Below are 12,360 nucleotides of genomic sequence, written 5' to 3' on the forward strand. Positions count from 1 at the left end.
CAGGGGGAAGGCACTCGGGATGACACAGCCTCAGCAGCCGCAGGATCCGGACGACCGGCGCCTCGAGACGCACCCGGACCTGATGAACCCGGATTGGCAGAAGTACGCCGCCCGGGACGCCTGGCTGGGCGCGAAGAAGGACCTCAAGAAGCGCCGCAAGCAGGAACGCCGCACGGGGGGTTACCGGCAGCCGGGGGCGAGCCGCTGGCCGGGCGTGCTCGCCCTGCTCATCGTGGTCGTGCTGGTCGTCGCGGCGGTCGTCGTGCACCAGCTCCAGGGCATCGGCGTCAACGAATTCGTGTACTTCGGGTAACGCCGGCCGACCTGAGGCAGGCCCGCGAGCAGCCCTCGCCCGCCGCCCGGCCGGATCTTCGTCACAACCAGATACACAGCTCGGACTGCACAGTTAAACTGTGTACATGGGAGAAATACCTCCGCACGTCGCCGAGAGCGCGGGCTGGATCCGCGGGGTCGTCGCGCAGCTGCACCGGCGGCTGCGTCACGTCGACAACGCCGGGATCCTGACGCCGTCCCAGTCCGCCGTGCTCCACCGGCTCCACCGCGAAGGCCCCGCCACGCAGGGTGAGCTGGCCGCCGCCGAGCACGTGCGGCAGCAGTCGATGGCCGCCACCCTCGGCGTCCTCGACGAGCTCGGCTACCTCGACCGCACGCCCGATCCGGCCGACCGGCGGCGGGTGGTGATCAGCCTGTCCGGCGCCGGGCGCGACACCGTGCGCGGGATCCAGCAGCACCGGGACGAGTGGCTGGCCCAGGCGCTGCTGGACGAGCTGTCCCCCGCCGAACTCGACGCCGTCACCCGCGCGCTGCCGCTGCTGCAGCGCGTCGCCGAACACTGAAGGAGCTCCTCACGGCCACCGTCACCGCACCCGCGAAATTCGGCGCCCGCCTGGTCACCCCGCTGGTGGCCGGCGCGGTGCTCAACCCGATCAACTCCACGCTCATCGCCGTCGCGCTCGTGCCGATCGGGCAGAGCTTCGGGGCCGGCCCCGGCCAGACCGCCTGGCTGATCTCCGCCCTCTACCTGGCCACCGCCGTCGGGCAGCCGGTGGTCGGCCTGCTGGTCGACCGCCACGGCGCCCGCCGCGTCCTGCTCGGCGGTGCCAGCTTGGTCATCGTCGCCGGGATCGCGGGCATGATCCCGGTCTCCGTCGAGTGGCTGACCGGCGTGCGGGTCGTCCTGGGCCTGGGCACGTGCGCCGGGTTCCCGGCCGCGATGGCCGTGCTGCGCCACCACGCCGAAGCGCACGGCCAAGGCGTCCCCGCCCGGGTGCTGTCGGTGCTGTCGATGTCCGCCCAGACGGTGATGGTGATCGGCCCGACGCTGGGCGGGCTGCTGATCGGGCTCTTCGGCTGGCCGGCGATCTTCGCGGTGAACATCCCGCTCGCCGGGCTCTCGCTGGTCCTGGCCCTGCTGTGGGTGCCGAAGGACGACCGCGGCGAGCGCACCGCCACCCGGATAGACGTGCTCGGCATCGCGCTGTTCTCCGCGACGCTGCTCGCGCTGCTGTTCTTCCTGATGGACCCCGGCGCCGAGGTCTGGCTGCTCGCCGTGGTCGCCGCCTTCGGGACCGCCTTCACCCTCGTCGAACTGCGGCGCGACGCGCCCTTCCTCGACTTGCGGATGCTCGCCGCCAACGGCGCGATCCTGCGGACCTACCTGCGGCAGGCGCTGAGCTTCATGGCCATCTACGCGATCATGTTCGGGTACGTCCAGTGGCTGGAGACCGCGCGGCAGCTGTCCGAGGAGGCCGCCGGGCTGATGCTGCTGCCGATGTCGGGCACCGCCGTCTGCGCCGCGGCGTTCTCCGGGCGGGCGTCCGGCATCAAGGCGCGGCTGGTCACCGTCGCGGTGGCCCTCGCGGGCGGCTCGGCACTGCTGCTGCTCGTCCACGACGGCACCTGGACCGGCGCCCTGCTCGCCCTGGCCGCGTTGTTCGGCCTCGCGCAGGGGCTGACCAGCGTCGCGAACCAGACGACGCTGTACCGCGAAGCCCCGGCCGAGCAGATGGGCACCGCGAGCGGCCTGTTCCGCACCGCCCAGTACCTCGGGGCGATCGTGGCCTCGACGCTCATCGCGCTCTGCTACGGCCCGCACGCGGACTCGGCCGGCCTGCACCGGCTGGCCCTCGCGCTGGTCGTCATCAGCGGGCTGCTGCTGGTAGTGACCGTCGCCGACCGGGGCCTGCGCGCCGCACGCGCGTGACCCCGGTGGCCGTCGACGATCATCGAGGCGCACGATGGGCACATGACCCGTGAAGCGCCGGCGCAGGACGTGGACGAAACCCGCCTCGAGGTGGGCAAGCCGAAGGGCTGGGCGGCCGGGATCCCCGGTGTCGCGGTGTCGCTCGCCCGGAGCGTCGAGCAGATGGGCACCGGCCGGACCGTCAAGGCGCTGCGGCTGCTGAACCAGCGCGAAGGCTTCGACTGCCCGGGCTGCGCGTGGCCGGAACCCCGCGAGGTCGACGGCGAGAAGCGCAAGCTGGCCGAGTTCTGCGAGAACGGCGCCAAGGCCGTCGCCGAGGAAGCCACGAAACGGCGGGTGGATCGCGCCTTCTTCGCGCAGCACCCGATCGCCGACCTCGAAACCAAGACCGACTACTGGCTCGGCCAACAGGGCCGGATCACCGAGCCGTTCGTGCTGCGCGAAGGCGCGACGCACTACGAACCGATCACGTGGGACGCCGCGTTCGAGCTGGTCGCCGGTGAGCTCAAGGCGCTCACCGACCCCAACGAGGCGATCTTCTACACCTCCGGCCGCATCAGCAACGAGGCCGCGTTCCTCTATCAGCTGCTGGTTCGCTCCTTCGGCACCAACAACCTGCCCGACTGCTCCAACATGTGCCACGAGTCCTCGGGCGCGGCGCTGTCGGCCACCACCGGTGTCGGCAAGGGCTCGGTGAGCCTGGCCGACATCCACCAGGCCGACCTGATCGTCGTCGTGGGGCAGAACCCGGGCACCAACCACCCGCGGATGCTCTCGGCGCTGGAAGAAGCCAAGGGGAACGGCGCGAAGATCATCGCCGTCAACCCGCTGCCCGAAGCGGGGCTGATGCGGTTCAAGAACCCGCAGAACGTCCGCGGCGTCGTCGGCAAGGGCACGCCGCTGGCCGACGAGTTCGCCCAGGTCCGCCTCGGCGGCGACCTCGCGCTCTTCCAGGCCGTCGGGCACCTGCTGCTGGCCTGGGACGCCGAAGCGCCCGGCGCGATCGTCGACCGCGAGTTCGTCGACCGGGTCACCGAGGGCTTCGACGACTACGCCGAGCACCTCCGGGAGGTCGACTGGCCGGAGATCGAACGCGCCACCGGACTCCCGCGAGCGCAGATCGAGCGTGTCGCGCGGATGATCGCCTCCTCCGAGCGCACCATCTACTGCTGGGCGATGGGCCTCACCCAGCACAAGCACGCGGTGCCGACGATCTCCGAGATCGCGAACCTCGCGCTGATGCGCGGCATGATCGGCAAGCCCGGCGCGGGCCTGTGCCCGGTGCGCGGGCACTCGAACGTCCAGGGCGACCGGACGATGGGCATCTGGGAGAAGATGCCGCAGTCCTTCATGGACGCACTCGCGGCCGAATTCGGCATCGAGGTCCCGCGCGAGCACGGCTTCGACACCGTCGACGCGATCCGGGCGATGCGCGACGGCCGCGGCAAGGTGTTCTTCGCCGTCGGCGGCAACTTCGCCTCGGCGACGCCGGACTCCGAGCTGACCGAGAAGGCGCTGCGCTCCTGCTCGCTGACCGTGCACGTGTCCACCAAGCTGAACCGGTCGCACGTCGTGCACGGCCGCACCGCGCTGGTCCTGCCGACGCTCGGCCGCACCGAACGCGACGTCCAGGCGAGCGGTGAGCAGTTCGTCACGGTCGAGGACTCGATGTCGCAGGTCCACCCCTCGCGCGGGCGCCTCAAGCCGGCGAGCGAGCACCTGCTCTCCGAGGTCGCCATCGTCTGCCGGCTCGCGGAGAAGCTGTTCGGCCCGGGCCACGCCGTGCCGTGGCGGACGTTCGAGGCCGACTACGACCTGATCCGCGACCGCATTTCCCGGGTCGTACCGGGCTGCCAGGACTACAACCGCCGGGTCCGCGAGCCGGACGGCTTCGTGCTGCCGCACGCCCCGCGCGACTCCCGCGAGTTCACCGGGACCGCCAACGGCAAGGGCAACTTCACGGTCTCGGAGCTGGAGTACCCCCAGGCACCCGAAGGCCGGCTGCTGCTGCAGACCATGCGCAGCCACGACCAGTACAACACCACGATCTACGGGCTTTCGGACCGCTACCGTGGGATCGAGAACGCCCGGCGCGTGGTGCTGGTCAACCCGGACGACCTCGCGGCGCTCGGCCTGGCCGACGGCGCCCTGGTCGACCTGGTCTCCGAGTGGCGGGACGGCGATCGCCGGGCGCCGGCGTTCCGGATCGTCGCGTACCCGACCGCGCGCGGCTGCGCGGCGGCCTACTTCCCGGAGGCGAACGCGCTGGTGCCGCTGGACTCGGTGGCGGACAAGTCGAACACGCCGGTGTCGAAGGCGATCGTCGTGCGGCTCGAACCGGTCGTGGCGGACCCTCAGCCCTGATAGTCCTTCTGCAGGGTGCCGGTCATGTCCGTGACCACCGCCTGCACGTTGTCCAGCGTCGCGGGCGGGATCATCGCGGCCTCGGTGCCACCGTCGGTGATGGCCACGCCCAGCACCACGTTCCCGGTCCGCACGGCGGCCCACTGCTCGGAGAAGCCGGCCTCGTCACCGACCCCGGTGGCGAGCCGGACCCCGGAGTGGTCACCGAGGGCGTCGGTCATCAGCTGGCTGGCCTTGGCCGCGGCCTCGTCCGCGTCGGACTGCGTGAACCGCACGACGGCGATCGTGACGAGCCGGTAGTCCTGCAGGTTCGGCTTGCCACCGCCGAGGTCGCGCGCGTACAGCTTGCGGCACGTGGTGACCTCGTTGCCCTCGCTGGCGTGGTCCTCCGGGATGACCTTGGCCTCGGCGGCCTTCACCGAGTCGACCGGGATCTCGACGGTTCCCGGTGCGAGCTGCGCCTGCGCGTTCGGCCCGGGCAGCCGGCAGGCGTCGATCGCGCCCGGGTAGTGCACCGAAGCGGACGCCGATTGACACCCGGCACAAAGAACGGCTGAAGCGAGGACGGGCAAGATCCACCCACCCCGGGCGACGCTGCTGCGCATAAATTCCGGACTTCCCGTATTCCCTGAAATCGATTTTCCAAGATCGCCCACCCGATCGGGTGAACTTTCTCCCGCGGCGCGGTCCTGTCCGCGCCGACGGTCATCGCACCCTGCCTCACCAGCGCGTCAGCGTCAAGACCACTGACTCAGGTGGTCCACTGTGGTCCAGTGGGGGGATGCGTGCGGAAATTCCCGCACATTTCAGGGATTCGACGGAAAATCCGGAACTTCGCCGTCGTTCAATTCGCGGTCGGGTCAGTCCACGCAGACGACACCGTTCGAAGTGATCGGATCGTCCGAAACGCCTCCGGGGCCGGTGCCACCGCCGCCCGCCGCGCCGGGGCCGGAGTACACCGTCCCGAGCACCACCTCGATGTGCCCGGCCGGCACCGACGCGGACTGCTGCGTCGTCAGCCCGCCCAGCAGCTTCGCCACCTCGGCGCCGCGTTCGGCCAGTGCGGGGCCGAAGCGGACGAGCGAGGTCCGCCGGGTGTCGGAGTTGCCGGTCGCGCGCGAGGTGAACCCCTTCTCCCGCAGGACACCCGCCACGCGGCCGGCGAGGCCTTCCTTCGGGCCCGCGTTCGAGACGTCGACGGTGACCGCCGCGGCGGGCGCCGAGGTCGACGGCGAGGTGGGCGCGGCCGACGGCGTGCCGCCGATCAGGCTCGCCGCGAAGGCCTTCACCGCGGCCGGGTCCACCTGCACCGCCGTCGCGCGGGGGTTGTTCACCGGGTCGTACCGGTAGTCGACGTTGACGACCGGGATCGTCGCGAACTGGATCCCGCCGCCGCTGACTCCGCGCATCTGCCCGACGAAGTCGAGCAGGTTCCACGAGCCGTCCAGCACCACCGAGCGCTTCACCGCGTCGATCAGGTCCGACAGCTTCCCCGGATCGGCCAGCGTGCCCGCCGACAGCACCTGCCGGGCCAGTCCGGCGAGGAACACCTGCTGGCGCCGGACGCGGGCGAAGTCGGTGCCCGGGAGCCCGTCGCGCTGCCGGACGAAGGCGAGGGCGTCCGCGCCCGAGACGCGCTGGGGGCCGGCCTGGAAGTTCGCGCCCGAGTTCTCGTCCTTGGTGGCCTTCTTCAGGCAGACGTCGACCCCGCCGACGGCCTTGCTGATCTCGTAGAAGCTGAGCAGGTTGACCTCGGCGAAGTGGTCGATCTTCACCCCGGTGAGGTCCTCGACCGCCTGCCGCGTCGCCCGCCGGCCCGCGGTGAGCGCACCCTGGTTGATCTTCGCCTTGTCGGTCTCGCCCGCGGTGCGCAGCCGCCGCGCTTCCGCCGCCTTCGCACGCCCGAACGCGCCGTTGATCTTGCCCTTCCCGCCCGCCATCGAGACGTAGCTGTCGCGCGGGATGGAGAACGCTTTCACCTCCTTGGTGCCGTTCGGGATCCGCAGCACGATCAGCGTGTCGGTGAGGTCGTCGCCGTTGGCGCCGGCTCGCAGCTCACGCAGCATTTCCGGCGGGAGCGGGTTGCCCTGGTTGTCGGAACGGGCGTCCCGGCCGACGAGGAGGATGTCGAGCGAGCCGTCGGCGGGCTGCTCCCCCGGCTTCGCCCCGCCGCCCTCCTCGTCGATCACGTTGTCCCGCGTCACGCCGTCGAGGGCGCGAAGGTTGACGTACCCGTACGCCGTGCCGCCGAGCACGACGAGAGCCAGCCCGGCGACGGCGATCTTCCCCAGCACATGCACGCCACCCAGGACGCCCGGACGCCGGGAACCGCTGCACGAGTGAGAGTTGGGTCACATCCGAAGGTGTGACGCCCCGTTGAGATCGAGGATCGCGCCGGACGCCCAGGCCGCTTCGGCCGAGGCCAGGTAAACGACGGCCGCGGCGACCTCCTCGGGCGTGCCCACCCGGCCGAACGGGCTCTGCGCGCGCACCGCGTCGTCGATCCGGGCGGCCACGCGCTCGGTGGCGGTGAACCCGGGCGCCACCGACGTCACGGCGATCCCGTGGGGCGCGAGGGAAACGGCCAGCGACTGGCCGAACGCGTGCAGAGCGGCTTTGCTCGCGCCGTAGGCGGGGTGGTCCGGCTCGCCCTTGAAGGCCCCGCGTGACCCGACGTTGACGATCCGGCCGGGCGCGCCGCGCCCGATGAGGTGCCGGGCGACGCAGTAGCTGAGGTTCGCGGCCCCGACGATGTTGACGTCGAGGGTGCGCCGCCAGATCCGCTGCCAGTCCGCATAGGACACTTCGGCGATCGCGTGCGCGGTCTCGGCCGACGTCGCGACGGCGGCGTTGTTGACCAGCACGTCGACCCCGCCGAGCCCGGCCTCGGCCGCGTCGGCGATGCGCCGCGCGGCTTCGGGGTCGGCGAGGTCGCCGCCGATCAGCAGGTGCCCGTCGCCGGGGAGCGCTTTCAGCGTCTCTTCGGCGTCCGCGGCGCGGTGTCCGTAGTGGACGGCCACCCGGTCACCCCGCGCCGCGAACGCGGTGGCCACCGCGCGCCCGATACCGCGGGACGCGCCGGTGACGAGCACTCCCCTGCTCATCCGAAAAGCTGGACCAGCTTCAGGAAGAGCTGGTACACCCCGTACCCGAACGGGAGCACCACCCACGCCCAGGCCAGCACGATCAGGGGTGTCCGGTGGGGTTTCGCCGTCGGTTCGGTCATCACGCCTCACTCCTCGCGGCCGCCGGGACCGGCTCGTGGAACTTCTCCTTGACCGGGCGCACCAGCTCGTTGGCCACGAAGCCGACCACGAGCAGGCCGATCATGATGTAGAACGACGTCGTGTACAGGTCCGGGCCGGACTTGCCCGCCGCCTTTTCGCCGTCGGCGATGCGGTTGACGATCAGCGGGCCGAGCACGCCGGCCACCGACCAGGCGGTGAGCAGCCGGCCGTGGATCGCGCCCACCTGGTAGGTGCCGAACAGGTCCTTCAGGTACGCCGGGACCGTCGCGAACCCGCCGCCGTAGAAGGAAAGGATCACCATCGCGCACAGGATGAACACGAGCTTCGACGAGTTCTGCGTCAGCGCGATCACCAGGTACAGCAGCGCGCCGACGCCGAGGTAGGTGCGGTAGATGTTCTTGCGGCCGACGAGGTCCGAAGTGGACGACCAGACGAACCGGCCGAGCATGTTGCACAGCGACAGCAGCGCGACGAACCCGGCCGCCGCGGCCGTGCCGACCGGGGTGGACGTGTTCTTGAAGAAGTCGACGATCATCGGGGACGCCTTCTCCAGGATCCCGATGCCCGCGGTCACGTTGAAGCACAGCACCACCCACAGGCACCAGAACTGCGGCGTCTTGATCGCGTTGGCGGCCGAGACGTTCGCCGTGCTGATCATCGCCTTGCCGTGGTCGGTCTTCGGTTCCCAGCCCGCCGGCTTCCAGTCGTCGGCCGGCACCCGCACGAGCAGCCAGCCCATCGACATGAACACCGCGTAGACGACGCCGTGGATCAGGAACGCCGTCGCGATGGTGCTCGCCGTGGGCGCGGTGCCCAGCATCGACGACGACCACGGCGAGGCGATCAGCGCGCCGCCGCCGAAGCCCATGATCGCGATGCCGGTGGCCATGCCCGGCCGGTCCGGGAACCACTTGATCAGCGTCGACACCGGCGAGATGTAGCCGATGCCGAGCCCGATGCCGCCGATCCCGCCGTAGCCGGCGACGACCAGCCAGAACTGCCCGGTCGCCACGCCGAGCGCGGAGATGAGGAACCCGCTGGCGAAGCAGCACATCGACACGAACATCGCCCAGCGCGGGCCGTTCTTTTCGACGAGGGTGCCGCCGAACGCGGCGGACAGCCCCAGCATGACGATGCCGAGCTGGAACGGCAGGGAACTCTGCGTGCCGTTGAGGTGCAGGGTCTTCTCGAGCGGGGTCTTGAAGACGCTCCACGCGTAGGCCTGCCCGATCGACAGGTGTACCGACAGGGCCGCCGGCGGCACCAGCCAGCGCGTCCAGCTCGGCGGTGCCACGATCCGGGATCGGTCCAGGAAGCCGAGAGCCATCGGTTCCCTCCGTATTCTGAGGATGATGAAGGGAATGTATTACTAAATCACCAGTGTTGCACCATACGAGTGTCGAACTTTCGGGCAGCGAAGGATGTGCTGATGGGCAGGGTGACCGTGCGCAGGCCGGTGCGGCGGATCTCCGCGACCGGGGACCGGCGCCGCCCCGACGCGCTGGCGGCCGAAGAGCCTCTGGAGCTGCGGGTCGGCGGCCGGGCGCTGGCGGTGACCATGCGCACGCCCGGGCACGACGTCGAGCTCGCCCACGGGTTCCTGCTGTCCGAGGGCGTGATCGGCGGGCGCGCGGACGTGGCGGTGGCCCGGTACTGCGACGGCGTCGACGAACAGGGTCGCAACACCTACAACGTGCTGGACATCGCGCTCGCCGACGGCGTCCCGCCGCCGGACACCGGTGTCGAGCGCAACTTCTACACGACGTCGTCGTGCGGGGTCTGCGGCAAGGCCGCGCTCGACGCGGTCAAGCTCCGCACCCGCTTCTCCCCCGCCTCGGCGGCGTTCGCGGTGAAGAGTTCGACCCTGGCGGGCCTGCCGGACGCACTGCGCGCGCGCCAGAAGGTGTTCGCCAGCACCGGCGGCCTCCACGCGGCGGCGCTGTTCACCCCGGACGGATCGCTGGACGTCGTCCGCGAAGACGTCGGCCGGCACAACGCGGTGGACAAGGTGCTGGGCTGGGCGGTCCTCGAGGGCCGGATCCCGGCGCCGGGCCACGGCCTCCTGGTGTCCGGGCGAGCGTCGTTCGAGCTGGTGCAGAAGGCCGCGATGGCGGGCATCGGGCTGCTGGCCGCGGTGTCGGCGCCGTCGTCACTGGCGGTGGAGCTGGCCGAGGAGAACGGCATGACCCTAATCGGCTTCCTGCGCGGCGACTCGATGAACCTCTACACCGGCGACCACCGCATCCTGACCTAGCCGACCGGCACCCAGTTGCCGTGGAAGCCGTGGGGCACGCGGTCCGGCAGGTGGATCGCCGCGACCGTCTCCAGCGTTTCCGCGTCCAGGATCGTCAGGTCGCTGCGCCGGGTCGCCGGGTCGAACACGAAGCCCATCAGGACGCCGTCGTCCTCGGCCGCCTCCTCGTGGCGGGGGACGAACACGAACTCGCCCGGCTGGCGGCCCGCGCCGAACGCGCGCTCGTGCCGCGCTCCCGTGTGGAAGTCGTGCTTGAACAGCGAACCGCCCGGGTCGGCGCCGCCGTCGGCCGACATCGCGTAGCCGTAGCGGTGGCGGTGGCCGACCAGGCGCTCGTCCACGCGCGGGAACTCCTGGCCGCGGTCGTCGAGGCGCTCCTCCAGGACCTTGCCCGCGGCCAGGTCGACCGTCCAGCGGTCCAGGGTGGGGCCGCCCTCGTCCGGGCCGTGCAGCTCGCGGTCGAACATCCGCGGGTGGCGGACGACGTCCAGCACGACGCTGTCGCCGTCGTCGTAGGCGTTGAGCGGGTGGAAGACGTAGCACGGCTCGACCTCGAACCACCGGACGTCCGCGTTGCCGCCTTCGCGGGGCATGATGCCGATCCGCGCCGGGTACTTCGGGTCCCAGCGGTAGGGCAGGCCGCCGTTCGCGCCGATCTTGCGGGCCATCATCGCGGTCACCGGGTCCGGGACGCGCACCTTGCCGACCATGGCCGACACCACCAGCTTCGCCGGCGTGCGCAGCGCGGCCGGCACCCCGGCGGCGACCGCCATCTCCGCGTTGAACGTCACCGGCAGGTCGTAGAACACGACGTGGTTCTCGGTCAGGGAGAAGTCGTGCATCATCGGCGACCCGGTGACCTCGACGTCGACCGTGCGGCGGGCGCGGCCGGCCGTGTCGATCACCGAGTACTGGACCTTGTTGCCCATGCCGAAGAAGTACGAGACGGCGTGCAGCTCGCCGGTGCGCGGGTCGCGCTTCGGGTGGGCGGTGTAGCCGCCGGGCAGCGTGCCGTCGAAGTCGCAGCGGCCGACGGTGTCGAGTTCGTCGGTCAGCTCGTAGATCGGCGCGCCCGCCTCGACCAGGGCGAGGGTCTTGCCCGCGTGGCCGATGACGTTGGTGTTGGCGCCGAGCGCGTCCAGCCCGCAGAACCGGCTCGCGTCCTCGCCGTCGAGCGCCGCCGCGACGGCGGGGTTGCGGACCCACCGGTTGCGGTACCACTCGGCCTTCCCGTCGCGCAGGCGCACGCCGTGGACCATGCCGTCGCCCATGAACCAGTGGTAGGCCGCCGGGTCCACCTCGGACAGCGGGTTCGGGCCGTTGCGCAGGTACCGGCCGTCGAGGAAGTCCGGGATCCGGCCGGTGACGGCGAGCTCGGTGATCGTGTGCTCCCGGCTGACCGGGGCGAAGTTTCCTTCGAGGAACTTGTTGCCCATGGGACCCCTCCATAACTTGGTTATGAAACCAGATATAACAGGGTTATGGGATACTGGCAAGCATGAGTCCCAAACCGCGCGCGACCGACGTCAAGGCCCGGCTCGTCGAGGCCGCCATCCGGCTGCTCGACGAAAACGGACCCGAAGCCCTGCAGGCCCGCAAGCTGGCGGCGGAGGTCGGCGTCTCGACGATGGCGGTCTACACGCACTTCGGCGGCATGGCCGCGCTGGTCGACGAGGTCGCGCGGGCCGGCTTCCTGCGCCTGTCGGAGTGGCTGGCCGGGGTCCCCCTGACCGACGACCCGGTGGCCGACATCTTCAGCCTGGCCCGCACCTACCGGCAGGCGGTCGCCGAGCAGCCGCAGCTGTTCGCGGTGTCCTTCGGCCAGTCCGCCCCCGGAGGCAAGCGGGCGACGCTGTCCGACCTCACCACCGCAGAAGGCCGCGAAGCCGCCCAGGAGGGACTGGAGGCGTTCGCCCACATCGTCCGGGCGACCGAGCGGGCCATCGCGGCCGGCCGGTTCCGGCCCTCCGACGAGTACCAGGCCGCCGCCCAGCTCTGGAGTGCGCTGCACGGATTCGTCACACTGGAGGCGTCGGGGCACTTCGGCCCCGGCGAACAGGGCATAGACCACATTTTGATCCCCCTCGGGATCACCATGGCGGTGGGTCTCGGGGACACTGTGGACGAAGCCGGGCGCTCGGCCGAGGCCGCGCGGGCGGCTTGGCGGACGAGGACCGGAAACGCCGGGCAGGGTGTTGACGAATAACCCGGTGAACGCCGGACGCGAGGGAACGCGGAGCGGGTGCGCGGCGTCCTTATCAGGGGGCAGG

At 71.1% G+C, this 12,360-nt stretch carries 12 protein-coding genes; 6 read left to right on the forward strand and 6 right to left on the reverse strand.

Features of this window, described 5'->3' with window-relative positions; genetic code table 11:
• The first annotated feature begins 19 nt into the window (after nucleotides 1–19).
• The 4 genes from IE317_RS07480 (at nucleotide 20) to IE317_RS07495 (ending at nucleotide 4,588) form a co-directional block, all read left to right on the forward strand.
• Entirely contained in the window at nucleotides 20–313 is a 294-nt protein-coding gene (locus tag IE317_RS07480) for a hypothetical protein (RefSeq protein ID WP_191307619.1), read from the forward strand.
• A 106-nt stretch (nucleotides 314–419) separates the two neighbouring features.
• Entirely contained in the window at nucleotides 420–857 is a 438-nt protein-coding gene (locus IE317_RS07485; RefSeq protein ID WP_191307620.1) for a MarR family winged helix-turn-helix transcriptional regulator, read from the forward strand.
• 65 nt (nucleotides 858–922) lie between these two features.
• The gene (locus IE317_RS07490; RefSeq protein ID WP_191307621.1) at nucleotides 923–2,224 is read left to right on the forward strand and encodes an MFS transporter; all 1,302 of its coding nucleotides are present in this window, start codon (nucleotides 923–925) and stop codon (nucleotides 2,222–2,224) included.
• A gap of 42 nt (nucleotides 2,225–2,266) precedes the next feature.
• The gene (locus IE317_RS07495) at nucleotides 2,267–4,588 is read left to right on the forward strand and encodes an FdhF/YdeP family oxidoreductase (RefSeq protein WP_191307622.1); all 2,322 of its coding nucleotides are present in this window, start codon (nucleotides 2,267–2,269) and stop codon (nucleotides 4,586–4,588) included.
• On the opposite strand, the gene IE317_RS07500 is transcribed toward IE317_RS07495, so the two are convergent.
• The 5 genes from IE317_RS07500 to IE317_RS07515 form a co-directional block, all read right to left on the reverse strand.
• Complete coding sequence (locus IE317_RS07500; RefSeq protein WP_191307623.1) at nucleotides 4,579–5,103, reverse strand: hypothetical protein; 525 nt, start codon at nucleotides 5,101–5,103, stop codon at nucleotides 4,579–4,581. The two genes, IE317_RS07495 and IE317_RS07500, sit on opposite strands and share 10 nt — an antisense overlap.
• A gap of 345 nt (nucleotides 5,104–5,448) precedes the next feature.
• Entirely contained in the window at nucleotides 5,449–6,888 is a 1,440-nt protein-coding gene (locus tag IE317_RS07505; protein WP_191307624.1) for an LCP family protein, read from the reverse strand.
• Between the two features lie 51 nt (nucleotides 6,889–6,939).
• Nucleotides 6,940–7,692 (reverse strand): SDR family NAD(P)-dependent oxidoreductase, encoded by a 753-nt coding sequence (locus tag IE317_RS07510; protein ID WP_191307625.1) that lies wholly within the window; start codon nucleotides 7,690–7,692, stop codon nucleotides 6,940–6,942.
• Nucleotides 7,689–7,814, reverse strand: a complete 126-nt coding sequence (locus IE317_RS45075; protein ID WP_268246858.1) for an MFS transporter small subunit — start codon at nucleotides 7,812–7,814, stop codon at nucleotides 7,689–7,691. The genes IE317_RS07510 and IE317_RS45075 overlap by 4 nt, the downstream gene beginning before the upstream one ends.
• The gene (locus IE317_RS07515) at nucleotides 7,814–9,163 is read right to left on the reverse strand and encodes an L-lactate MFS transporter (RefSeq protein WP_191307626.1); all 1,350 of its coding nucleotides are present in this window, start codon (nucleotides 9,161–9,163) and stop codon (nucleotides 7,814–7,816) included. The genes IE317_RS45075 and IE317_RS07515 overlap by 1 nt, the downstream gene beginning before the upstream one ends.
• A gap of 102 nt (nucleotides 9,164–9,265) precedes the next feature.
• Here IE317_RS07515 and fdhD point away from each other — a divergent pair, with 102 nt between their 5' ends.
• Entirely contained in the window at nucleotides 9,266–10,090 is an 825-nt protein-coding gene (gene fdhD, locus IE317_RS07520; protein ID WP_191307627.1) for a formate dehydrogenase accessory sulfurtransferase FdhD, read from the forward strand.
• On the opposite strand, the gene IE317_RS07525 is transcribed toward fdhD, so the two are convergent.
• Nucleotides 10,087–11,526, reverse strand: coding sequence for a carotenoid oxygenase family protein (locus IE317_RS07525; protein WP_191307628.1), 1,440 nt, complete (start codon nucleotides 11,524–11,526; stop codon nucleotides 10,087–10,089). The genes fdhD and IE317_RS07525 overlap by 4 nt on opposite strands.
• A gap of 62 nt (nucleotides 11,527–11,588) precedes the next feature.
• Between IE317_RS07525 and IE317_RS07530 the strand changes: the two genes are divergently transcribed.
• Nucleotides 11,589–12,296 (forward strand): TetR/AcrR family transcriptional regulator, encoded by a 708-nt coding sequence (locus IE317_RS07530; protein ID WP_191307629.1) that lies wholly within the window; start codon nucleotides 11,589–11,591, stop codon nucleotides 12,294–12,296.
• The last annotated feature ends 64 nt before the right edge of the window (nucleotides 12,297–12,360 follow it).

Origin of the sequence: Amycolatopsis bullii (assembly GCF_014654205.1) — a bacterium.
Lineage (GTDB): Bacteria > Actinomycetota > Actinomycetes > Mycobacteriales > Pseudonocardiaceae > Amycolatopsis > Amycolatopsis plumensis.